A 23329-nucleotide genomic window follows, 5' to 3' on the forward strand; every position below is an offset into this window, starting at 1 on the left:
TCTAACTCATGACAAGGGCGTGACTCCCTTTCGCATCATTTAGATTATTAGCTTCTGACCTATACGTTCGCTTCATCCACTGATTAAGGTGAAGACAAGGAAACACAATGAAAACAATCGCAAATACCACTTTGAATGCTCAAGTTGTTCGACCAAATTACGATCGCTCTGCCCTTAAAAGCCGTATTGTTCACTTAGGTTTTGGTGCTTTCCACCGTGCGCATCAAGCGTTATTTACTAACGAAATGTTAGAGAAAACCGGTAGTGACTGGGGTATCTGTGAAGTGAACTTGTTCGGTGGCGAAGATCTGATTAAGCAACTTCGCGAACAAGATCACCTTTATACAGTGGCAGAAAAAGGCGCTCAGGCGACGGAAGTAAAACTGATTGGTTCGGTGACAGAATCACTACACCCAACATTAGATGGCAAAGCCGCTGTACTTGCGAAAATGACTGAAGAGCAAGTCGCGATTGTTTCTATGACTATCACAGAGAAGGGTTACTGCGCAGATCCAGCAACGGGTCGTCTGGATAAAAATAATGCTCTTATCGTTAATGATCTGGCTAACCCACAAGACCCAAGCTCTGCGATTGGTTATATCGTTGAAGCGCTACGCCAGCGCCGTGAGAAAGGCATTCGTCCATTTACAGTGATGTCTTGCGATAACGTACAAGAGAATGGTCACGTAGCGCGTGCTGCTGTGTTGGATTTTGCCAATTTAGTCGATGTTGAATTGGCGGCGTGGATCGAAAGCAATGTGACTTTCCCATGCACAATGGTTGACCGTATCGTGCCTGCTGCGACGGAAGAAACACTAAACGAAATTTCAGAGCTTGTTGGTGTTGCTGATCCTTGTGGTATCGCTTGTGAACCATTCCGTCAATGGGTTATCGAAGATAACTTCGTTGCAGGTCGCCCTGAGTGGAACGTTGCTGGTGCGGAATTTGTTGCTGATGTAGTGCCATTTGAAGAAATGAAACTGCGTATGCTAAACGGTAGCCACTCTTTCCTTGCATACCTTGGCTACCTAGGTGGTTACGCGCACATCTCTGACACCATGACCAACGAAGATTACCGCCAAGCGGCATTCGATATGATGATGAAAGCGCAAGCGCCAACGCTAAACATGCCAGAAGGTACCGATCTAGAGGGTTACGCTAAGCTATTGATTGAGCGCTTTACTAACCCGAGCCTGAAGCACCAGACCTGGCAAATCGCAATGGATGGCAGCCAGAAGATCCCACAACGCATGGGTGGCTCACTGCGTCATCACCTTGCACAAGGTACAGATTTTAAATGGCTAGCGATGGGTATTGCGGGTTGGATGCGCTATGTCTCTGCACAAACTGAGCAGGGCGAAGCGATTGATGTACGCGACCCAATGGTTGAACAGTTCCAAGCTATCTACGCAGAGCACGGCTTGAACGTAAGTGTTGTCAAAGCGCTGCTATCAATTGAAGCCATTTTTGGTACTGACTTAATTCAAAATGAAACCTTCGTCACGGCAGTGACGGATGCATACCAATGCCTGCTTAACGACGGTGCTCGCGGCGCAGTTGCCTCTCTTATCTAATTTAATATGCCCTCCTGAGTGAGGGCATTTCTATTTCTACCCGATATTCGGCGTGGGCAAAGCCGGCGCCAATGGAGTGACCAATGAAAAACTTTTTGTGTGAAGACTTCTTACTAGCAAATGATACCGCTCGCGAGCTATACCATGACTACGCGAAAGCAATGCCAATCTACGACTACCACTGTCACCTAAATCCAAAAGAAGTGGCGGAAAATCGCCAGTTCGACAACCTAGGTCAAATCTGGTTGGAAGGCGATCACTACAAATGGCGTGGTATGCGCTCAGCAGGTATTCCTGAGTCATTGATCACTGGTAAAGAAACCTCGGACTACGAGAAGTATCAAGCGTGGTCGAGAACGGTTCCACAAACATTGGGCAACCCACTGTACCACTGGACTCACCTAGAACTACGTCGCCCATTTGGCGTAACGGGTAAGTTATTTAGCCCTGAAACTGCGGATGAAATTTGGCACGAGTGTAATGAATTATTGGCAACGCCAGAGTTTTCAGCACGTGGCATCATGAAGCAAATGAATGTGGTCATGGCGGGTACAACTGACGACCCAATTCATACACTTGAGTACCACAAAGCGATTGCTGAAGATGAAAGCTTTGATGTTGAAGTGGCACCAAGCTGGCGCCCTGACCGTGCATTTAAAATTGAGCTAGAAGGCTTTGCTGAATACATGACACTGCTAGGTGAAGCGGCTGATAAGGAGATTGTCCGCTTTGCTGATCTTCTGACTGCGTTAGAACGTCGCCTTGACCACTTTAGTGCACACGGCTGTCGCGCGGCTGACCACGGCATCGAAATCGTGCGTTATGCAGCAGTACCAAGCGAAAGCACGCTAGATAGCATTCTTGCGCGTCGCATGTCGGGTGAAACGCTGTCTGAGTTAGAAATTGATCAGTTCTGTACGGCAGTACAAGTTTGGCTAGGTAAACAATACGCTAAACGTGGTTGGGTAATGCAGCTACATATTGGTGCGCAGCGTAATAACAACACCCGCATGTTCCGTCAGCTTGGTGTTGACTGTGGTTTCGATTCAATTGGTGATCGTCCATTTGCGCTGCAACTGGCTTGTCTAATGGATGCCATGGATGTGACTAACGAGCTGCCAAAAACCATTTTGTACTGTCTAAACCCACGTGATAACGAAATGATGGCAACCATGATTGGTAACTTCCAAGGTGGTGGCATCGCAGGCAAGATTCAATTTGGTTCAGGCTGGTGGTTTAATGACCAAAAAGACGGCATGGAACGTCAAATGCAGCAACTCTCTCAATTGGGATTATTAAGTCAATTTGTAGGAATGCTAACAGATTCTCGTAGTTTTCTTTCATATACTCGCCATGAGTATTTCCGTCGTATTGTTTGTAACATGATGGGACAGTGGGCAGAGAACGGTGAAGTGCCACGCGATATGCCTATGCTAGGTAAGATGGTGCAAGATATTTGCTATCACAACGCGAAAACGTACTTCACTCTACCAGGAGAGAAATAATGAAACGTATCGCCTTATTAGGTGAATGCATGATTGAACTTAATGGCGCCCCTTTTGGTGCCATGGTTCAAACTTACGGTGGTGATTCATTGAACACTGCTGTGTATCTTGCACGATGCACAAAAGGGCAAGTTGGCGTGGAGTATGTCTCTGCGCTAGGCACTGATGCGATCAGCGATGGCATGATTTCGCGTTGGCAAGAAGAAGGCGTTGGCACTGAGTTGGTACTTCGTGATGGTTCACGTCAGCCGGGTCTGTACCTTATTCAGCTTGATGAACAAGGTGAGCGTACTTTCCTATACTGGCGTAACCAATCTGCAGCGCGCTATATGATGCAGCATACTGATTTCGCCAAGGTGGAAGCTGAGCTGGCTAATGTTGATATGGTTTACCTAAGCGGCATCAGCCTGGCGATTCTTCCTGCCGAAGATCGCGTTCGCCTCGTTGAGATGTTGGCTAAACTGAGCCAACAAGGTGTAGAGATTGCTTTTGACTCTAACTATCGCCCAGCGCTATGGCTGAACGCGGATGAAGCGCGTGAGTGCTACCGCCAAGTTTTAGAGATCACCGATCTTGCTCTCGTGACTAACGATGATGAGCAAAACCTATGGGGTGACAGCGATGAAGAGCAAACGCTAGTGCGTTTGCAAGCTGCTGGCGTGAAGAAAGCTGTGGTGAAGATGGGCGCGCAAGGCAACCACTACAATGATTTTGTAGCTGGCACTCGCCAAACTATCCCGACCACCCCAGTAGAGACTGTGGTTGATACTACTTCAGCTGGCGATTCATTTAACGCAGGTTTCCTAGCGGGTTACCTACAAGGTAAAGATGCAGAACAGTGCTCTCGCCAAGGTCACCAGTTAGCCGGTATCGTGATTCAGCACAAAGGTGCGATCATTCCTAAACAAGCCACTGACGCGATTGATTTCGTGTAATTAAATAACCAAATTGAAATTAAGGTACGAAAAATGACGACAATTGCACAGCAGCTTGCCGCGATTAAAGTAATCCCAGTTATCGCGATTGATCGCGCAGAAGACATCATTCCTTTAGGTAAAGCACTGGCAGAAAACGGTTTGCCAGCGGCTGAAATTACTTTCCGCTCTGACGCTGCGGTTGAAGCGATTCGCCTACTGCGTGAAGCTCAACCTGAAATGTTGATCGGTGCGGGCACGATACTAAACCGTGAGCAAGCACAAGCGGCTAAAGACGCGGGTGCAACGTTTGTGGTATCACCGGGCTTTAACCCAAATACAGTGATTGCATGTCGTGAAATCGGCATCGATATCGTTCCGGGTGTGAACAACCCAAGTGCGGTAGAAGCGGCAATCGAAATGGGTCTAACTACGTTGAAGTTCTTCCCTGCGGAAGCGTCAGGTGGTATCAACATGGTGAAATCTCTGCTTGGTCCTTACACGCAAATCCAATTCATGCCAACAGGCGGCATCAGTCCTAAGAACGTAAAAGATTACCTAGCGATTGACCGCGTTATCGCTTGTGGTGGTACTTGGATGGTGGATAAAGCGATGATCAACGAAGGTCGTTGGGAAGAGATCGGTCGCCTAGCTCGTGAAGCAGCAGATTTAGTTAAATAAGCGGCACTGATTCGGGAATAAAGTGAGTAGAGTAAGGCTTCCAAAAGGAAGCCTTTTTTAAAGGAGCAATCAGCGTGAAAGTTGCGTTTTTACATACTTTAGCGGCAAACCAAACCTTATTCGACGCATGTATCGAGGAAACTTCTCTGGCTGACATTGCTGAGGTTATTCACTATTGTTCACCAAGGTTGTTGCAGTACGCCAGTCGAGTGGGTTTGGATGCGGACTTGGCTATGCAGGTAGAGCAACAGGTTTTACAAATTGAAGCTCAAGGAGCGGATTGGATTATCTGTACTTGCTCGACAATTGGTCGCTTAGCTGAGAGTGCTCAAGTTCAGCGAGCACAAGTGATTCGAGTGGATCGCCCGATGGCATGGGCGGCGCGACAAGCCAAGCAAATGAGTGTGCTTGCGGCGCTTAAAACGACGCTGCAACCAACGATGAATTTACTGGCAGAGTATCAAGCTGATATTGATCAGGTTGCGAGGGTCGTCATTCTCGAGGATGCTTGGCAACACTATATCGATGGTCAGCTAGAGTCCTATCACCAGACGATAGCTGATTACATTGAGCAACATTGTGAGGGTGATGATGCCGTTGTACTCGCGCAAGCTTCAATGGCTCCAGCGGTGAAGTTCCTACCGACCGCCATGAAGGTAAAAGTGCTGACCAGTCCAAGCTCATGTATTGAATATTTAGTCGAGCAGTTAGTGCTACCCGCTGAAAAGAGGCAGAGCTAATAGTGACTCTCCCGGAATGGAACCTTGCCCAAGCAATCGGTATGGTCGCATTTGCCATTGGTGTAACGGCATTTTTGCATAGTGATGGGCGTCGTTTTCGCCTGCATTTGATGTTGTTTCAAATCGTACTGTGCTGCCACTTCATCATGATGGGAGCGCTAGTGGCAGGGGTTGGTTGTGGTATTAGTGCGATTCGTAGTTATGCTTCGACCAAAACTCAGTCGACTGGGGTGATGCTATTTTTCATTGCCATACTTTGGATTATGGGGCTTCCGCAGCTCGAGTATAGTTATGAATTATTAACCATCTTTGGTTCATCAGTAGCAACATGGGCGTTGTTTAAAACTCAAGGGATTCAGATGCGTCTCTTGGTGATGTTTAACTCGTTGTGTTGGGTGACCAATAATTTGTTGCTCGGCTCGATTGGCGGCACGTTGATGGAGCTTACTTTTATCATCGTTAACAGCCTGACTATCGTAAGAATGTATCGCGCAGAGCGGCGCGTGGCAGTCTGATTCAGCGCATTAAACAAAAACCGAGCGAAATGCTCGGTTTTATCTTTCTATATCGGTATCGCTTGAGTTAGTCAGGTGATCAAATTGCGACTAACTTGCCTTCTTTACCTTGCATCGCCGGTACCCACGCTAGGCGGTCAGTCGACATCTTTTTGCCATTTGGCATTTTGATGTGGTTAACCATCCAAATCACGCAGCCATTTTCTAAGTTAAATAGCACGCGAACTTGTGAGTAGAGATCGCCGTCATCATAAGCTTCAGAAACTGGCATGGCGGCGCCTTGCCATGCTGTGGTGAGCATCTCTAGTGGCCAATCTACGCTTAAGCCAATGACTTCAGGTTCGATATCTTTGACAATACGCATTTCGATACGAGTATGTTGACCTTCGTTCTCAAGCGCAATTTGATGCGGAATATTGCTGTCGTTCCAAGTTAGTGTATGCATGATTACGCCTCCAACCAGTCGTTCGCCACTTTAATGATGGCTTTGCGTACTGGCATAGGTTGATTGATTGCCACTAGCGGGCGATGTGGTTGAGCAACATTGAAGATAATGAAGTCGTGGACATTGAGATCAGTAAACTGTTCATCAATTAAATCTTCACTGAATGCGATGTCTTTGCTTTCTAGCAAATCTTCTTCAAGGCTTTGGAATGGTTGTAGGCTGTAGCCGTAACGCTCTTCACCAGCCAGCAGAATTTGTACGTCAACGTACTTACGGTGACACTCAGAACGTCGGTCTTTGAGCTCTTGAGTATTGTCGTCAACTACGAAGAAAAAGACATCGTCGCCTTCGATAGGGTAGCGACCATTCTCAACAGAATCATAAATACGCTGTTTGACTTGTTCGATAACGTTGAACAGCTTAGTTGGCAGGTGCTGATAGTTGCTCAGCTCAGATAGGTTGCCTTGAAACACTTTATACCTCAATAACCACGCAAGCGGCGGTGTTAGAAAGTCTAATTATAAAATGCTTGGAAGATTTGGTTGACCAATTTTGGTTAGGAAGGAGAAGCGGATCAACAATTCGCTTAAATCTCTGATCCGCTAATCAGTTTAACCTCTAGGCGCTAGAGGTTAAGTAGGTGAAAATTATTCAATATTCTGAATTTGTTCACGCATTTGTTCGATAAGTACTTTAAGCTCAACGCCTGATGCGGTGATATCGGTGCTGATCGATTTCGACGCTAGTGTGTTCGACTCACGGTTGAACTCTTGCATCATAAAGTCCAGACGACGACCTACTGCGCCGCCTTTTTTCAAGATGTTAGTGGTTTCTTTAACGTGAGAATCCAAGCGATCTAGCTCTTCTGCCACGTCAGATTTTTGTGCCAGCATGATCAGCTCTTGCTCAACGCGCGCCGCATCCAGCTCAATTTTCGCTTCTTCAAACTTACCCAGCAGACGTTCACGTTGCCAAGCGAGGATCTCTGGCATACGTGCACGCACTTTTACTACTTCGTCAGTAATAGCGGTTAGGCGCTGTTCAATCAGCTCTTTCATGTTGTCGCCTTCACGACCACGCGCTTCAATAAATTCGCTTAGAGCTTCATCAAAACCAGCAAGTAGGTCTTTATTGACCGCATCCATATCTTGCTCAGGGGTTTCCATCACACCAGGCCATTGCATAACTTGGAATGGGTTAATGCGGCTAAGTTCGCCCGTCATGTGCATCACTTGCTCTGCCGCTTTGATCACTTGGCTCGCCAGAGTTTCATTGATGGTTAGCTCGCCTTTGGCTGCAGGGTTCGCTTCAAAGCGTAGGTGACATTCCACTTTGCCGCGCGCCAGACGCTTACGAAAACGCTCACGCAATACTGGCTCAAGACCACGGAACTGCTCTGGTAAGCGGAAGTAAGTTTCTAGGTAGCGTTGGTTAACACTGCGGATTTCCCATACGGCTGTACCCCAGTCGCCTTTAAGCTCTTTGCGAGCGTATGCCGTCATACTGTAGATCATCGAATTTTCCTGTCTATAAATGCTGAAAATTAACTCTGAGATAGTAGCACAGCCGTCACTGGAATCCTTTTAATCCGTCGATGTTTCTTGCTAAGTTATTGAAGCATTGTTGACAGACTCGCCAGCGCAAACCTTTTCCGTTATAATCCTGCTCCAACCAAAACGTCTCCCCCTACAAATAAAGGTAGATGCCCATGCGTCCAAACGATCGCAAGGCGGATCAAGTTCGCCCAATTAAAATTACTCGTAACTACACAGCTTATGCTGAAGGCTCTGTTCTTGTTGAGTTTGGTAACACCAAGGTTCTTTGTAACGCTTCAATTGAAGAAAACGTTCCTCGTTGGTTAAAAGGCCAAGGCAAAGGCTGGGTCACGGCTGAATATGGCATGCTGCCACGTGCAACACACTCACGCACACGTCGTGAAGCGACCAATGGTCAGCAGGGTGGACGTACTATGGAGATTCAACGTCTTATCGCGCGCAGTCTACGTGCTGTTGTGGATCTAAAAGCGATGGGTGAGTTTATGATCACCGTTGACTGTGACGTAATCCAAGCTGATGGCGGTACTCGCACCGCGTCTATCTCTGGTGCTAGTGTGGCACTAGCTGATGCATTCCAACACCTAATCGATAGCGGTAAGCTAAAGAGCAATCCAATGAAAGGCCATGTTGCAGCAGTGTCTGTGGGTCTGCTTGGCGAAGACGTATTGTGTGATTTGGAGTATGTAGAAGACTCAGCGGCGGATACCGATATGAACGTGGTGATGACAGAAGATGGTCGCATGATCGAAGTGCAAGGCACTGCGGAAGGCGAACCGTTTACTCATGCACAGCTGCTGGCGCTGTTGGAATCGGCGAGCAAAGGTATTGCGGAAATCGTCGCAGCGCAGAAGACGGCGTTAGCCAATTAGTTTTGAGAAATAGCTTCCTTTATCGGAGGCTATTTTTTTATTTTCGTCATAGGAAACTTCAATGCGTTGTTAGCTGCGCTTGCTCACCCTAATCACATACTTGAGTATGCTCATAGGGATGAGAAAGCTTGCTGCTTAGCCTTGAAGCTACCTATCTAGAAAATGTCATTTATATTTTGTTGATACTGAGTCTAGGGAAACTAGACATTTAATTAGAGAGTGGATGATGAAAGCATACCAGCGTGAATTTATTGAATTTGCACTAGAGAAAGAAGTTTTAAAGTTTGGTGAGTTTACTTTGAAGTCAGGCCGTAAGAGCCCATATTTCTTTAACGCTGGCTTGTTCAATACTGGTCGTGACTTGGCGCGTTTAGGTCGTTTCTATGCGGCGGCGCTGGCGGATTCAGGTATTGAATTTGATGTGTTGTTTGGCCCTGCGTACAAAGGTATTCCAATTGCGACCACAACCGCGGTTGCGCTAGCGGATCACCATGACATCGATACGCCTTACTGTTTTAACCGTAAAGAAGCCAAAGATCACGGTGAAGGTGGCAACCTAGTAGGTAGCGCGCTTGAAGGTCGTATTATGCTGGTGGATGACGTGATCACTGCTGGTACCGCGATTCGTGAGTCAATGGAAATCATCCAAGCGAATGGTGCAGATTTAGCGGGCGTATTGGTTGCGATTGACCGTCAAGAGAAAGGTAAGGGCGAGCTATCAGCGATTCAAGAAGTGGAACGTGACTTTGGTTGTGCGGTTATTTCTATCGTGAGCCTGACTGACCTAATCACTTTCCTAGAAGAGAAAGGCGACAACACCGAGCATCTTGAAGCAGTAAAAGCTTACCGCGCTGAGTACGGCATCTAATTGGGTCGTTAGTCTCTATCAATTGAGCAAGATACAAAAAGGGCTGGTGGATTATTCCATCAGCCCTTTGTTTTAGATATTGAAACATGTTTATTTATATCGGCAACTTTTTTGTGCGTCAGGGTCTGCCATGGTTTTAAAGCGTTTATGGAGCCACATCCATTGTGCTGGCGCGCGTAAGATCACCATCTCGATATACTTGTTCATATAGGCGGCAGCCGCAACTTCATCTTTTTGTGGGTAATCGCCTTCTATTGACATGTCAGCAATGATTTCATATTTGCCTTGTGCGTTTCTAAAGCCTGAGCCCGGCACAATGGCACATTTGCTGGTGTAAGCCAGAATACTGGTGCCTGTGGTTGTGCAGGCATCTTCTACCGCAAAGAAAGGCACGAATACTGACTTGTTACGACCGTAATCATGGTCTGGTAAGTAAAATAGGCGCTCGCCTTGGCGCAAGATGCGAATCATCTGTTTGAGGTCTTTACGATCAATCAGCTGGTTGCCGTTATGGGTGCGACCCCAGTATTGAATAAAGTTGTAGGCAGGATTGTTGTGTGGTCTGAAAGCCCCGTAGCCACCGACACCAAGGACGGCAAATGCTCGCGCGGTGATTTCAAGGTTGAGGGCATGCACGCAGCAAAGGAGAACCCCTTTGTTGTTCTGTTTGTGCTCGAGTAGCACATCGATATCTTTTACTGCGATTAAGCGTTTGAAACGCCAAGTTGGCCAGAACCAAGTAATACCGGTTTCAATTAGCGCTAAACCGGTATTTTTGAAGTTATCTTCAACAATCGCTTGGCGCTCTTGCTCGGGCATATCAGGGAAGGCTAGCTCCAGGTTACGCGCGGTAACATGGACGCGACTTTTGCCATATTTCATACCAATTTTGCCGAGGAGACGACCAAAGCGATACAACAATGCATAAGGCAAAATGTTGACAATGATGGCTAGTAAGCCAAAGCCGAACCAGACCCCCCAGTTTTTAGGGTGCAGCAGCGCAAGCGAAAAAGTCGGTTTGGCGTATTTATCTGTATTCATAATATTAACTCTCACCAAATAGAGTTTGAGATCTTGGGGCGTATCTTATTCGATCTGTTTTTTCAGTAATGCCCAGTACTCGTCAAAATTTGCGGTTGGCTGATATTTAAAGTCAGAACGCACAAAACGGTTTAAGCTACCTTCTACTTGTCCCAGTAATTGTGCCGCGAGAATACGCTCATCAACAGGGAAAGATTTACCTTCACGCAGTTTACGCTCACGTAGAATTTGACGTAAAGAGGTTTCAATACGCTCAAAGAGTTGATTGATGCGATCACGCAAGCGTTCGTTTTCAAACATCAACGCGTGGCCAGACAGAATGCGCGTCAGACCTGGGTTGCGCTCAGCAAATGCGAGTATTAATTGTAGCACTAGGCGAATTCGCGTCAGGGTATCTTTTTCTTCATCTAAGATGCGGTTGATACGTGACATTAAAGACTCTTCGATAAACTCAATTAAGCCTTCAAACATACGAGCCTTACTCGGAAAGTGACGATAAAGCGCCGCTTCAGACACGCCAACTTGCTTTGCCAGTTTAGCGGTTGTGATGCGTGATGCGCCTTCGTTCGATTCCAGCATTTCAGCTAGGGCTTGTAAGATTTCTTCTCGGCGATTGGTTTTTCGGGTTCCAGCCATGAACGCTTCCTTTTTACCACGATAGAATCCCCGCCTTGAAAAAGGCAGGGAGAATTAGCTCAAAAAAATAAGAATTCCAGACTATAGCTTGTCAGCAATAATCAGCAGAATTTGTTGTGCAATTTGTTGTTTTGATGCAAGTGTTAGTGATTGCTCACCATCTTGCCAGTATACGGTAATCGCATTATCGTTACTATTAAACCCCTGACCTTGCACTGAGACGTCATTCGCACAGATCATATCGAGGTTCTTACGTGTTAGTTTGCTGAGTGCGTACTGTTTTACGTTTTGTGTCTCTGCGGCGAAACCAACGGTAAATGGTCGGTTGTCAGTCATGGCTGCAACAGAAGCTACGATGTCTGGGTTTTTCACCATAGTGACCGTCATTGAGTCGCTGTCATCAGTCTTTTTCAGTTTGTTGTCTGCAACAGTCTCTGGGCGGTAATCTGCCACTGCAGCGCAAGCAATGAAGATATCGCTTTGGCTAGCGTTACTCATCACGGCTTGGTGCATATCGTTCGCACTTTCTACATCAATACGCTCGCAGCCTTGAGGTGTCGGGAGTGACACAGGGCCAGCAACCAGTTTGACTTCTGCACCCAGCAATTGAGCCGCTTCGGCAAGGGCAAAGCCCATTTTGCCAGAACTGTGGTTGCTGATGTAACGGACAGGGTCGATCGCCTCACGAGTAGGTCCCGCGCTAATTAAGATTGATTTGCCTTCTAGTGGTTTGTCGGCAAAAAATTGCTCACATAAGCCGACCAGCTGCATTGGCTCTAGCATACGACCCGGACCCACATCACCACAGGCTTGTTCACCGGCTGCTGGTCCCCAAATATGCATACCGCGACGAGCTAAGGTGGCGATATTTTCTTGAGTCGCTTGATTACGGTACATCTGCTGATTCATTGCTGGAGATACGGCAATCGGCGCGTCACTCGCGAGCACTAATGTTGTCAGTAAGTCATTGCCCATGCCTGCTGCCATGCGTGCAATTAAGTCAGCAGTGGCGGGAGCGAGCAACACAAGGTCTGCCCATTTAGCCAACTCAATGTGACCCATTGAAGCTTCTGCCGCAGGGTCGAGTAGGCTGTCAGAGACTGGACGACCAGAAACTGCCTGCATGGTCAGAGGTGTAATGAACTCTTTGGCTGCTTTGGTCATGACGACTTGAACTTGCGCACCACGTTCAATTAAACGGCGGGTTAATTCAGCACATTTGTAGGCGGCAATACCACCGCTAATGCCGAGTAAAATCTTTTTACCTGCGAGTGTTTGCATTGTTGAATCTCCAAAATATTGCTGCCGATAGTATCACAACCAAGGCTCTGCAGGAGTGGTCAGATTATGAATCTCAATCAAAGAAAGAGCGGATAGTGAAAGCCAACAAGTGAAGAATGAAACGCGACAACCAGTGCCGAAGCCGTGGTTTTAGTCTTAGAAGATAATCGAACGAGAGGTTTTCTAATGCTTGGAGTTGCCTATCGATTGCATCAGAACGCTGATATGAGTGGACAAATAAAGACGGCGATTTTGGTTTCAATTATTTATTTTGTTCAATAGAGGCAGGTTTATTTGGATATTGGGCGCAGCAATGGGAATAAAGTCACTACCAACAGGCTCGATGCCGAGAGAAAAACTGTTGTCTCGCGGGGCACAGGCGCTGACTGATGCGGAGTTGCTGGCGATTTTTCTTCGCACTGGCACGCAAGGGATGAACGTTTTAGAGCTGGCTGATAACTTAATCAAGGAATTTGGCTCATTGAGAAAGCTGTTTTCTGCGACGCAGGATGAGTTTTGCCTTCATAAAGGTTTAGGCACCGCAAAATATGTACAACTGCAAGCGTGTTTGGAGATGTCACAACGATATCTACGAGAAACTTTGCAGCGAGGTGATGCGCTAACCAGCCCGCAGCAAACTAAACTTTATCTCACCGGTTTACTGCGTGATCGCCAACGTGAAGCGTTCTATATATTGTTTTTGGATAACCAGCATCGCGTGATTAGCTCTGAGATTATGTTTGAGGGCACTATCGATTCTGCCTCGGTTTACCCTAGGGAAGTGGTGAAACGTTCGTTAGAGTTCAATGCAGCCGCTTTAATTCTGGCTCATAACCATCCATCAGGTGTAGCAGAACCAAGTCAGTCGGATCGGCGCATTACCCGCCGTTTAGTGGATGCATTAGCCTTAGTTGAGATAAGAATTCTCGACCATTTTGTGGTTGGAGATGGTGACGTAATTTCGTTCGCAGAACGTGGTTGGATTTGAATCACAATTTTTGTTGTGACTTTAACTAAATCTGAGTACAATCCCTCGACATTTTTTAGACTAAATTCAGCTCTGCTTAAAAAAAGATCACTGAAATCTGTAAAAAGGATCTGTTCGGGTCTTGAGCAATGCTATTCAAGTTAGTATAATGCGCGACCTTTGATAGCCTTGTATAGACTTTCTATAGCGGATCTAAACCTCTATCCTTCTGTTTAGAAATAGAAGAGGTTCGGCCACCAAGGTTGATATCGAGCTGAAACGATTTTGGAGAAGACATTCATGTCACGAGTATGCCAAGTAACTGGTAAGCGTCCAGTAACGGGTAACAACCGTTCACACGCACGAAATGCTACTAAGCGTCGTTTTCTGCCGAACCTACAAACTCATCGTTTCTGGGTAGAGAGCGAAAAACGTTTTGTTAAACTACGCCTTACTGCAAAAGGTATGCGCATCATTGACAAGAAAGGCATCGATGCTGTTCTTGTTGACATCCGTGCGCGCGGCGAAAACGTTTAAGAGGAAATAGGCAATGGCAAAGAAAGGCGTTCGTGAGAAAATCCGTCTAGTATCAACTGCTGAGACAGGTCACTTCTACACAACTGATAAGAACAAACGTAACATGCCTGGCAAATTCGAGATCAAGAAATTTGATCCTGTAGTTCGCAAGCACGTTGTGTACAAAGAAGCTAAAATCAAGTAATTGATTTTTTCTTTGTAACTTCTTTTAAGAAGTTTAAATTAGAAACCCAACTTTCGAGTTGGGTTTTTTATTATCTAAAAAAGCAGAATGAGAGTAGGAGAGTCGTGAAGTGAAGTATGTCGTGCCAACACTGAAGTTCATTTCGTTAGTTTTATTAGCCTTCTTGATCACCGCAGCTTTAGGGTATGAAGTAAAAGTAGATAGTGTCATCTTGCTCTCTATTACTCTAGCATGGCTCAAATCAAGCCGTTTCGGCTTTGGTGTATTTGTCTTCTTAACCATAATTACCGCATGTTATATCCCAGTTTCATGGAATTATGGTCATCCCAATTTAACTATCGTATCCTCCCTGCTTGAGACCAATTCATCTGAAGCCTTTGAGTTCTTTAAGGATCTTGAATGGATGACATTAAGTGCAGCAATTCTGTTTGCTATTGTGAGTATGGCGCTGTTCAAGTTTGTGCCTGCTATTTCAGGGCGACGTGTCACGGTAGTGAGTGTGTTACTGTTTGCTTTTTTATTGTTGGACAAGCCAATTCGAACCATTAATGATCGCAATATTAGCGAGAATTATGCGAGTGCATTGTTTGCCAATATGCGTTTTGCACCAGTTCGTTTTGTTTTCGATTGGTATGACTCTTACGATAAGTACTACCAGTACAATCAAGAAATCATGGCGCAAAAAGAAGTGCCAGCAACTTGGGTTGTGACTAAGAGACCTGAACATGCGTCTAATACCATCATTGTATTAGGTGAGAGTGTACGTAAAGACTATATGAATGCTTATGGTCTTCCATTGGCGAATACTCCATTTATGTCACGAGCCAATGGACAACTTTGGACGGAATTTTTATCTCCAGGTCCTAATACGTTTACTTCAGTGATGCGTTATGTCACGTTGAATAATGGTATTGATTTAGAGTTGAATAATAATATCAATACCTTGGCGAACAATGCTGGAATAGAGACGTTTTGGATTTCTAACCAAGGTCGTATGGGTGAGTTTGATACCGGTATCAGTGCGATAGCTAACTATGCTCAGCACATCTCTTTTACCCGCAGTGGTAGTTTCCGTGACTCCAACGTGTATGATTCAACGTTACTACCTAGCGTTGAAGAGGCTTTAGCCGCAAACAACCAATCAAAATTGATTGTGGTACATTTAATTGGGTCTCACCCTCGCTTCTGTGATCGTGTTGAAGGGGACGTTGAGTTCAACTTTAATGGCGATAAGATTTCATGTTATATCGAGTCGATTCGACAAACAGATAGTTTGTTAGAGAAAATTGATGCTTTGGCACAAGCACAGTCGATACCATTCAATTTGCTGTATGTGTCTGATCACGGTTTGGCGCATCGCGATAGTGGGCATAATTTGCGTCATGACCCGACGACGCGCCAGTCTTATCAAGTCCCTTTGTTTATTACTGGTTCAGCGTTTAATTCTCGAGAGTTGATCGATTATCCACGCAATGGCTTTGCGATGATTAAAGCGATCTCTGAGTTAATGGGTGTGTCGACTGAGCAGTTGTCGGATGTGCCGTCATTCTTTTCACCATATCGAGATGAGCCTATCATCAACAATGGTGAAGGGGAGTTAGTTCCCTTAGAAGAATTGAGTGACGATCCAATTCATAGCTGATGAGTTATCTGTTTCTTGTGTGTAGCAATGTTACACACAAGAATATTAGCTTGATTGAATAAAGGATTTATTATGGCTAAATCAACGAGAGATCGTAGACGCTGGAATAATCGCCTAATCTTAGGTGTGTTAGTGTTTATGGTGTTGCTTAACTTACCGACTTTGATTAAAAATTATTTACTGGAAGCGCCTGCGGAAAGTGAATACCCCTACCTGCTTGCCCCTCAGAAACAATTAAAAGCCATTTATACCAGCCATTGGTCATTAACCCATGAAGAGAATGATTGGGTGTTAAGCGTTCCATCACCAGTTAAGGCGCAAGAGCTTGCTGCACGTTGGCAGTCACTGACGGGAACTCAAGTTCCAGATGAAAATTATCAATCATTAAAGTCTCGTTTGACATCGCCTAGCTCAATCGAGGTATGGTATGAGGGTCACGAAGAGCCTGATAGGATCACGTTTTATCAGTTGCCTCAGTTTTGGTTGCTGCAGAATTGGCAGGGCGATTGGATTGCTGTGACCGTTGATAAATCCTACTTATTCCCTACTCATAATGATTCAAACTAAGTAATGGAGTAAACCTGTGCCTGAATTACCTGAAGTTGAAGTGAGCCGCATGGGGATTACTCCTCACTTAGTCGGACAAACCATTAAAACTCTTACTTTCCGCACGCCCAAATTACGTTGGGATATTCCGGTCGAGTTAAAACGATTAGAAGGTCAACAGATACGCAGTATTCGCCGCCGAGCAAAATATTTAGTCATCGAAACCGACTCAGGTTGTGCGATTGTGCATTTAGGTATGTCTGGCTCACTGCGAGTATTGGATGCTGAGATTGAACCGAGCAAACATGATCATGTGGATTTAAAACTGACCAATGGCAAAGTGCTGCGCTATAACGATCCTCGCCGCTTTGGTGCTTGGCTGTATAGTGAAGATGGCAATCATCAAGTACTTAGTCACATGGGACCTGAGCCTTTGACTGATGAGTTTAATCCGCAGTATATGCTGGAGAAGGCAGTCAATAAGCGCGTGACGATTAAGCAGTTTATTATGGACAATAAAGTCGTGGTCGGAGTTGGGAATATTTATGCCAGTGAATCCTTGTTTAGTTCTCATATTCATCCGCAGCGTGCGGCGGGTAGCTTAACGCTAGACGACTGGACTCTATTGGTCAAAGAGATCAAACAAGTATTAGAGACCTCGATAAAACAAGGTGGGACGACTCTCAAAGACTTCTCCCAAGCAGATGGTAAGCCAGGGTATTTTGCACAAGAGCTGTGCGTTTACGGCAAGGCAGGGGAACCCTGCCCAAGCTGCGGGGAGGAAATTGAAGAGCTAAAAATAGGTCAGCGTAATACGTTTTTCTGCACCCACTGCCAAAAATAATAACTTAGTGTACTAGTGGTTGATGCATTGATTCATGTTATACAATTAACGAAATTTCATAATTTGAGAGCATTATAATGAAATATTTAGTAACGGGTGCTGCTGGCTTTATTGGGGCTGCGGTTTCGGAACGTTTATGTTCTTTAGGTCACAGTGTTGTTGGAATTGATAATTTAAATGACTACTATCCAGTATCACTAAAATATGATCGCCTTGCTCGTATTGATCACGAGAACTTTAGTTTTTTTGAGTTGGATTTGTCTGATCGCGAGGGCATTACTAATTTATTTTCTACACAGAACTTTGACCGAGTAATCCATTTGGCTGCACAAGCTGGTGTCCGTTATTCTATCGATAATCCAATGGCTTATGCTGATAGTAATTTAATTGGTCACTTGACAATCTTAGAAGGTTGCCGCAACCATAAAGTTCAGCATCTAGTCTATGCTTCATCAAGCTCTGTCTATGGCTTGAACAAAAAAATGCCTTTTAGTACTGGTGATTCTGTGGATCATCCAATCTCTTTGTATGCTGCAACGAAAAAAGCCAACGAATTAATGGCTCATTCATATTCTCATCTATATGGTGTTCCAACCACCGGGTTACGATTCTTTACTGTATACGGCCCGTGGGGACGTCCAGATATGGCACTGTTTAAGTTTACAGATGCGATAGTGAAAGGTGAGACAATTGATGTGTATAACAATGGCGATATGCGCCGAGACTTTACTTATATTGATGATATAGTAGAGGGCATTATTCGAATCCAGGACATAATCCCAACTAGAAATACCGAATGGACAGTTGAGCATAACTCTCCAGCAAATAGCTCTGCGCCATATAGAGTTTATAATATCGGTAATGGTAGTCCTGTGAAGTTGATGGATTTTATTGAATCGCTAGAGATATCTCTCGGTATTAAAGCAAAGAAAAATTTTATGCCAATGCAACCAGGTGATGTTTATGCCACTTATGCAGATACAGAGGATCTTTTTGAAGTGACAGGCTATAAGCCACAAGTTGATGTACAGGTAGGTGTGAAGGCTTTTGTTGATTGGTATAGAGAATATTTTAAACTTTAGTAAAATTATAAATGGAGGCTTATTGACCTCCATTTATTTAAGACTGCAGGAAGTATTTTTCTGCCACCATCAGTGAGATAAGTTGCTCTCGTTGATGATCTTTGAATTGCGCGACCCAAGCTTGAGCATTATGAATAATGGCTTGAGCTTCTTCTGGATTGGCGAGGTAGTAATCCATTTTCTCATCAAGATCCGAAAAGTCATCTTTTACTTCAACGAAATGCACATCAGCTTCGAGCTTTCCTTCCATAAACCATGTTTCGTAACGAAGCTTTGGCGTAAAGCAGAGTGAGTTTGATGACATAATCCACTTTAAGTTAGTTGCTACGTCCATGCCTTCTAAGCTGAGGATAAATTTATACTGCAACTGCTCAGCGATGGTCATCGATGGTGTGACATAGTTTAACTGTTGCGGGTCTTCATCCTTTGTATCTACTCGACCGATATTACAGCGCGGATTGTCAAAGTGTTTGACCAGTAAGGTTCGACGATTGGGGCGAAATCCCGTCCCACGCCAGACAATCATGTCTTTTTTGTCTTCATAACGAATGTCATTGTCGACAAAAAAGTAATGCCTAACCGCATTTAGTTTCAATAATACTGAGTTTGCATTATCCCCATCGATGGGTCTGCTTTTGAGAAAGCTAGGCTCAGTTGGCACATCAATCACATCACCATTAACGTACTTGAATGCTGCGCTTGCTGGGAAGCATTTGATGACTTTAAGTAGGTCATAGTAGTAAGCGCTACCACCGGTTTTTTTGAAATCACCAACTCGAGTAAGTGCTTCTTCGCTGAGGTTAAAGTGTGAGTTTAGCTTACAGTAATAGTCGACGCGTTCAGCTAGGTATGTCTCATCATACTGGCTGCGTTTTGCAAGCAGCGTTTTAGCATACCAGCGAAATAGTGGGGCAGGTAAGGCGGCGAGTAACCCATTAGATAAGTAGTACTTTAACTTTTTCATTGTTCAGCGAGCTTTTTTAAAATGGCGTTGTTAACTGGCTCAGGAACAAACTGCGCCACATCGCCTTGATGAATTGCGACCTCACGGACAATGGTTGAAGAGAGAAAAGCAAATTCTTCTGCTGGAGTTAGAAAGATACTTTCTAGACCCGGTAGCAGTTTGCGATACATGCTGGTTAGTCCAAACTCGTATTCAAAATCCATGGTGGTACGCAAACCGCGGATCAGTACATTCGCTTTCTGCTCTTTGGCAAAGTCGACCAATAAGCCACTGAATCCAACCACTGCAACGTTGGGTAAGTGAGCGCATGATAGCTCTACAAGCGCAACGCGCTCTTCTAAGCTAAACATGGTTTTCTTTGATGGACTGGCTGCCACAGCGATAGTGACATCGTTAAACATCTCTGCAGTTCGCTCAATCAGATTGAGATGCCCATTGGTTAAAGGGTCAAAAGTACCGGGATAGATGACTTTTTTACTCATCGCCTGCTCCTGATATAAATTGATCAACGCCATTCTCACAGCGCTTTAAATGCTGCTGAATTGTCTTTTCAAGAATCTCATCATTTTGTGCTAATGAGGCGCGTGAATTCTCATTGTGATACAAGTGGTAACCCACTCCGGCAAACTTAAGATAGAGGCGAGTTTTGCCAGCGTTAAGCATGCGATGAACAAATTCGCTATCTTCGCGACCCCAGCCAACGAAGTCTTGGTTAAAACCATTGACTTCAATAACGTCCGCTTTCCAAAATGCCATATTACAACCACGAGTGGCTTTATCGTTATTGCGCTCATAAGAGAATAGCTTGGCTAAAAGCGGGTGAGTAATGCAGTTCTTTCGGTTGCGAATTCCCTGAGTAAAGATCGAAGGCACTAAGCCTTGATGCATGATCGCCTGACTGCATTTTTCATCAGTGAGTACACGTCCACCTTGAACAAAACGATTTGCAAGGGCGACTTGCTGATGTGATTCGATAAAGGTTTGTGATAACACCATATCGCCGTCAATCATAATTAAATAATCACCACTCGCTTTGGCAATTGCACGGTTGCGACTCATGGCTAATTGGAAACCATTATCTTCGTGCCAGCTGTGGATCAGAGCAACAGGGAAATGCTGTGCCATTTCTTCGATCAATAGCTTGGTATCTTCACGCGAACCGTCATCCGCGACGATCACTTCATCAGGCAACACGGTTTGGCGTTTAACACTTTCTAGTACCGCTTTTAGCGCTTCTTTCCAGTTGTAAGTGGTAATAATTAAGGTGGTTTTCATTATTTTTTTGCCTGTTCGCGTAGGTAAAGATCGATGTATTTAACAAAAGTGGAATGCATACTGAGCCACGCAAGGATGAAACCGTGCTTGCCATCCAGGAAGCCCCGTTTAAGAACATACATCTTAAGGAAACTCGCGAGAGCATGGACAATAGCTGTAGTTAAACCGGATTTCTTTTTCCCCTCACGCTCATCAGTCCAAGCTTTCAAGTAGCCAGTGGTTTTGTTGATGTAGTGATGAAGATGCTCATAAGTATAGTGGTGTAAACGACCATCGAGCTTGATTGTTTCGTAATTACCATCAATGACTTTTTCATGAACCAGTGCGTCGTTGTAGTGGGTGTATTCGGTTCGATATAAGCGCACAATCCAATCTGGAGACCAGCCGGAATAGTAGATAAATTTGCCGAATGCAGAGCTGAGACGATTGATTTTATACAGTACGTTAGGCTTATCGGCTGCAACTGCTGCGAGAATACTGGTTTTTAACTCTGGAGTGACTTGTTCATCGGCATCTAGCCAGAGCACATAATCGCTAGCGACATATTGCTGTGCGAGTTGGCGTTGCTTGCCAAATCCAGGCCAATCAAGATTGGTGTAAAACTTATCAGTATATTGTTTCGCGATAGACTCTGTCGCATCAGTACTCCCTGAGTCCAGAATGACAATCTCGTCTACCCAATCCTTGACTGTATCTAGGCATGCTTGGAGATGCTTTGCTTCATTTTTAACGATCAATGCTACGGCTAAGGTTGGCTTAGACAATTGATTATTCCTTCTTTCTCTGTGCTACTGATGATTTTAACTGCTCGTTAGCTGAAAATCTGCTACTGCTTTGTCAAACATGGTGATGACTTGTGCGCTCGTGATGCGCTGCATAGCATGGTTATCTTTGGCTCGAGTTCGCCAGTTGAGTTGTTCACTGTGTTTGCCCGTTTCAGCAAAGATGGTCTCTTCATAAACAGAGACGGCATAGTCTAGATATTGATAAGGACCAACGCGCAGTGGGTTATGGTGAGCATAGAGCCCAATAATTGGCGTTTGCATGGCATTCGCCATATGAGCAGGTCCAGTATCCGGCGCGATCACTAAATCGACCTGATCGATGAGTGCTAACATTTGCAATAGACTGCTTTTACCCACCAAGTTGAGACAAGGTTTATTTAAGTGTTCTTGAACCGTATTGGCTAAATCAACTTCGACTTTGGCTGGGCTACCCGCCAGAATAATATTCCAACCGCGTTGCTGAGCATGCTCGATGAGTTCGGCATAGCCTGCTGCGTGCCAGTTTTTATAAGCCTTGCTCGCACCAGGGACAACCAGCAGATTGCGCGTTTCATGATTTAACTGTTGATTTGCCCATTGTAGATCACTTGGTTGATAACGAAGAGACCAAGAGGGCGTTGTATTAGCCGGAACGCCGAGTTTGTGTGCAAATGCCATGAGACCATCAGCCACATGCAAAGATTGCGGTGATGGTACTTTGATGTTGGTAAACCAGGTTTGAAAATCTTGGCTGCGTGATGAGTCAAAGCCTAGCTTGTATTTCGCTTTGATTCCTAACGTTGCAATACTGGCTCTAATTGCGTATTGCATATGCAGTAGCGCATCAAACTCACGCCCGTTTAATTGTTGCCAAAGCTGTTTATAGCCGTTCCAGCCAGCGCTTTTATCAAACACGATGATTTCAATGTTCTCTACAGCAGCAAGAAGCTGAGCCTCCAGCTTACTCGTGATCCACGTGATGTGTGTATTTGGCCAATGCTTTTGAATCGCTTGTGCGGTTGCGATGGCATTGCAAACATCGCCGATGGCAGATAAGCGTAAGATACAAATGGACTCAGGAGAGGATTTAAATAGCGGCATGAAACGAACTCAACTTAATGGTTAGACAAGAATTATGCAGTTGGGGGTAGGCAATGTAAAATAAATCTACTTAACGACGCAGGTGAATAGAATGCAAACGCTGAGAATTGATGATCAGGTGATTTGGTTTGATGAAACGCTGATTGATCAAGCAACCGTAAAACAGGCTTTTGATGCTGACTTTTGGCAGCAGCAAGATAAGATTATTGGCAGTGCCCAAGGGAGAGGAACGACTTGGTTTATTCAGCTCGACTCGCTGCAAGCGGCGCTACGTCATTATCGTCGTGGAGGCTTGTTTGGCAAATTGATTGCAGACAGTTACTGCTATCAAGGAGAAGAGAAAAGCAGAAGCCTGCAAGAGTTTCAGCTTTTGCAAACTTTGCGCTCATCAGGTGTCAATGTGCCACGTCCTATTGCCGCTCGCATCGTTAAGAAAGGCGTAGTATACCAAGCAGACTTATTGAGCGAAAAAGTACCGAATGCGCGCGATCTCGTGGCTATTTTGCAAGAAAAACCATTGTCAGCAGAGATGTATCAAAAAATTGGTAACGAAATTTGCAAAATGCATGCGGCGCAGGTTAATCACACCGATCTCAATATCCACAACATTCTCATTGATGATCAACAGCAAGTATGGATTATCGATTTTGATAAGTGCTATCAGCAGGAAGGTGATAGTTGGAAACAAGCGAACTGGGATCGATTAAAGCGCTCATTTGAGAAGGAAGTGGCTAAGCGGGGGATTTATTGGCAGTGCGAAGAGTGGTTATCTCTTTACGGCGCACCATGTGATTAACG

General features: G+C 45.1%; 27 protein-coding genes. 16 read left to right on the plus strand and 11 right to left on the minus strand.

The window, feature by feature from the left end:
• Nucleotides 1-107 precede the first annotated feature (107 nt).
• From GZN30_RS13585 to GZN30_RS13610, 6 genes are all read left to right on the plus strand, one after another.
• Nucleotides 108-1574, plus strand: a complete 1467-nt coding sequence (locus GZN30_RS13585; protein ID WP_075652114.1) for a fructuronate reductase — start codon at nucleotides 108-110, stop codon at nucleotides 1572-1574.
• Nucleotides 1575-1657: 83 nt separating this feature from the next.
• A complete protein-coding gene (gene uxaC / locus GZN30_RS13590) occupies nucleotides 1658-3079 on the plus strand; it encodes a glucuronate isomerase (protein WP_075652115.1) in 1422 nt (473 codons plus the stop codon).
• Nucleotides 3079-4014, plus strand: a complete 936-nt coding sequence (locus GZN30_RS13595) for a sugar kinase (RefSeq protein WP_075652116.1) — start codon at nucleotides 3079-3081, stop codon at nucleotides 4012-4014. The genes uxaC and GZN30_RS13595 overlap by 1 nt, the downstream gene beginning before the upstream one ends.
• Nucleotides 4015-4047: 33 nt before the next feature.
• Nucleotides 4048-4674, plus strand: coding sequence for a bifunctional 4-hydroxy-2-oxoglutarate aldolase/2-dehydro-3-deoxy-phosphogluconate aldolase (locus GZN30_RS13600; RefSeq protein WP_075652117.1), 627 nt, complete (start codon nucleotides 4048-4050; stop codon nucleotides 4672-4674).
• Nucleotides 4675-4748: 74 nt separating this feature from the next.
• Complete coding sequence (locus tag GZN30_RS13605; protein WP_075652118.1) at nucleotides 4749-5414, plus strand: hypothetical protein; 666 nt, start codon at nucleotides 4749-4751, stop codon at nucleotides 5412-5414.
• Nucleotides 5415-5416: 2 nt separating this feature from the next.
• Complete coding sequence (locus GZN30_RS13610; RefSeq protein WP_269472803.1) at nucleotides 5417-5929, plus strand: YgjV family protein; 513 nt, start codon at nucleotides 5417-5419, stop codon at nucleotides 5927-5929.
• 79 nt (nucleotides 5930-6008) lie between these two features.
• On the opposite strand, the gene GZN30_RS13615 is transcribed toward GZN30_RS13610, so the two are convergent.
• The 3 genes from GZN30_RS13615 to GZN30_RS13625 all read right to left on the minus strand — a co-directional run bounded on the left by GZN30_RS13615 (nucleotide 6009) and on the right by GZN30_RS13625 (nucleotide 7888).
• On the minus strand, nucleotides 6009-6374 hold the full coding sequence (locus tag GZN30_RS13615) for a hypothetical protein (protein WP_075652119.1): 366 nt from the start codon (nucleotides 6372-6374) through the stop codon (nucleotides 6009-6011).
• 2 nt (nucleotides 6375-6376) lie between these two features.
• A complete protein-coding gene (locus tag GZN30_RS13620; protein ID WP_075652120.1) occupies nucleotides 6377-6847 on the minus strand; it encodes a YhcH/YjgK/YiaL family protein in 471 nt (156 codons plus the stop codon).
• A gap of 174 nt (nucleotides 6848-7021) precedes the next feature.
• On the minus strand, nucleotides 7022-7888 hold the full coding sequence (locus GZN30_RS13625) for a YicC/YloC family endoribonuclease (RefSeq protein ID WP_075652121.1): 867 nt from the start codon (nucleotides 7886-7888) through the stop codon (nucleotides 7022-7024).
• A 194-nt stretch (nucleotides 7889-8082) separates the two neighbouring features.
• Between GZN30_RS13625 and rph the strand changes: the two genes are divergently transcribed.
• Both rph and pyrE read left to right on the plus strand, forming a co-directional pair.
• A complete protein-coding gene (rph, locus tag GZN30_RS13630; RefSeq protein ID WP_075652122.1) occupies nucleotides 8083-8799 on the plus strand; it encodes a ribonuclease PH in 717 nt (238 codons plus the stop codon).
• A gap of 226 nt (nucleotides 8800-9025) precedes the next feature.
• On the plus strand, nucleotides 9026-9667 hold the full coding sequence (gene pyrE / locus GZN30_RS13635) for an orotate phosphoribosyltransferase (RefSeq protein ID WP_075652123.1): 642 nt from the start codon (nucleotides 9026-9028) through the stop codon (nucleotides 9665-9667).
• Nucleotides 9668-9757: 90 nt separating this feature from the next.
• Here pyrE and GZN30_RS13640 read toward each other — a convergent pair whose 3' ends face one another.
• From GZN30_RS13640 to coaBC, 3 genes are all read right to left on the minus strand, one after another.
• Nucleotides 9758-10708 (minus strand): Kdo(2)-lipid IV(A) acyltransferase, encoded by a 951-nt coding sequence (locus tag GZN30_RS13640; RefSeq protein WP_075652124.1) that lies wholly within the window; start codon nucleotides 10706-10708, stop codon nucleotides 9758-9760.
• 45 nt (nucleotides 10709-10753) lie between these two features.
• Nucleotides 10754-11344, minus strand: coding sequence for a nucleoid occlusion factor SlmA (slmA, locus tag GZN30_RS13645; protein WP_075652125.1), 591 nt, complete (start codon nucleotides 11342-11344; stop codon nucleotides 10754-10756).
• A gap of 81 nt (nucleotides 11345-11425) precedes the next feature.
• Nucleotides 11426-12625, minus strand: a complete 1200-nt coding sequence (gene coaBC, locus GZN30_RS13650) for a bifunctional phosphopantothenoylcysteine decarboxylase/phosphopantothenate--cysteine ligase CoaBC (protein ID WP_075652126.1) — start codon at nucleotides 12623-12625, stop codon at nucleotides 11426-11428.
• A 313-nt stretch (nucleotides 12626-12938) separates the two neighbouring features.
• Here coaBC and radC point away from each other — a divergent pair, with 313 nt between their 5' ends.
• The 7 genes from radC (at nucleotide 12939) to GZN30_RS13685 (ending at nucleotide 18427) form a co-directional block, all read left to right on the plus strand.
• Nucleotides 12939-13613 (plus strand): RadC family protein, encoded by a 675-nt coding sequence (gene radC, locus GZN30_RS13655; RefSeq protein ID WP_075652127.1) that lies wholly within the window; start codon nucleotides 12939-12941, stop codon nucleotides 13611-13613.
• A 279-nt stretch (nucleotides 13614-13892) separates the two neighbouring features.
• Nucleotides 13893-14129 carry a 50S ribosomal protein L28 gene (rpmB, locus tag GZN30_RS13660; protein WP_004728407.1) on the plus strand — a complete coding sequence of 79 codons (237 nt, stop codon included), beginning with the start codon at nucleotides 13893-13895 and terminating at the stop codon, nucleotides 14127-14129.
• A 13-nt stretch (nucleotides 14130-14142) separates the two neighbouring features.
• On the plus strand, nucleotides 14143-14313 hold the full coding sequence (gene rpmG, locus GZN30_RS13665) for a 50S ribosomal protein L33 (protein ID WP_075652128.1): 171 nt from the start codon (nucleotides 14143-14145) through the stop codon (nucleotides 14311-14313).
• A gap of 109 nt (nucleotides 14314-14422) precedes the next feature.
• On the plus strand, nucleotides 14423-15955 hold the full coding sequence (locus GZN30_RS13670) for a sulfatase-like hydrolase/transferase (protein ID WP_075652129.1): 1533 nt from the start codon (nucleotides 14423-14425) through the stop codon (nucleotides 15953-15955).
• Nucleotides 15956-16027: 72 nt separating this feature from the next.
• Nucleotides 16028-16522, plus strand: coding sequence for a hypothetical protein (locus tag GZN30_RS13675; protein ID WP_075652130.1), 495 nt, complete (start codon nucleotides 16028-16030; stop codon nucleotides 16520-16522).
• 16 nt (nucleotides 16523-16538) lie between these two features.
• Entirely contained in the window at nucleotides 16539-17345 is an 807-nt protein-coding gene (gene mutM, locus GZN30_RS13680) for a bifunctional DNA-formamidopyrimidine glycosylase/DNA-(apurinic or apyrimidinic site) lyase (RefSeq protein ID WP_075652131.1), read from the plus strand.
• Nucleotides 17346-17422: 77 nt separating this feature from the next.
• Nucleotides 17423-18427 carry an NAD-dependent epimerase gene (locus GZN30_RS13685; protein WP_075652132.1) on the plus strand — a complete coding sequence of 335 codons (1005 nt, stop codon included), beginning with the start codon at nucleotides 17423-17425 and terminating at the stop codon, nucleotides 18425-18427.
• Nucleotides 18428-18464: 37 nt separating this feature from the next.
• Here GZN30_RS13685 and GZN30_RS13690 read toward each other — a convergent pair whose 3' ends face one another.
• The 5 genes from GZN30_RS13690 to GZN30_RS13710 are packed head-to-tail and all read right to left on the minus strand — an operon-like array spanning nucleotide 18465 to nucleotide 22531.
• A complete protein-coding gene (locus GZN30_RS13690) occupies nucleotides 18465-19391 on the minus strand; it encodes a glycosyl transferase family 90 (protein ID WP_075652133.1) in 927 nt (308 codons plus the stop codon).
• Entirely contained in the window at nucleotides 19388-19873 is a 486-nt protein-coding gene (gene coaD, locus GZN30_RS13695; protein ID WP_075652134.1) for a pantetheine-phosphate adenylyltransferase, read from the minus strand. Before coaD ends, GZN30_RS13690 begins: the two co-directional genes overlap by 4 nt.
• Nucleotides 19866-20666, minus strand: coding sequence for a glycosyltransferase family 2 protein (locus tag GZN30_RS13700; protein ID WP_075652135.1), 801 nt, complete (start codon nucleotides 20664-20666; stop codon nucleotides 19866-19868). Before GZN30_RS13700 ends, coaD begins: the two co-directional genes overlap by 8 nt.
• Nucleotides 20666-21430, minus strand: coding sequence for a glycosyltransferase family 2 protein (locus GZN30_RS13705; protein ID WP_075652136.1), 765 nt, complete (start codon nucleotides 21428-21430; stop codon nucleotides 20666-20668). Before GZN30_RS13705 ends, GZN30_RS13700 begins: the two co-directional genes overlap by 1 nt.
• Before the next feature lie 36 nt (nucleotides 21431-21466).
• On the minus strand, nucleotides 21467-22531 hold the full coding sequence (locus tag GZN30_RS13710; protein ID WP_075652137.1) for a glycosyltransferase family 9 protein: 1065 nt from the start codon (nucleotides 22529-22531) through the stop codon (nucleotides 21467-21469).
• A 91-nt stretch (nucleotides 22532-22622) separates the two neighbouring features.
• Here GZN30_RS13710 and GZN30_RS13715 point away from each other — a divergent pair, with 91 nt between their 5' ends.
• Nucleotides 22623-23327 (plus strand): 3-deoxy-D-manno-octulosonic acid kinase, encoded by a 705-nt coding sequence (locus GZN30_RS13715; protein ID WP_075652138.1) that lies wholly within the window; start codon nucleotides 22623-22625, stop codon nucleotides 23325-23327.
• Nucleotides 23328-23329: the final 2 nt, after the last annotated feature.

Source organism: Vibrio ponticus (assembly GCF_009938225.1).
Taxonomy (GTDB): domain Bacteria; phylum Pseudomonadota; class Gammaproteobacteria; order Enterobacterales; family Vibrionaceae; genus Vibrio; species Vibrio ponticus.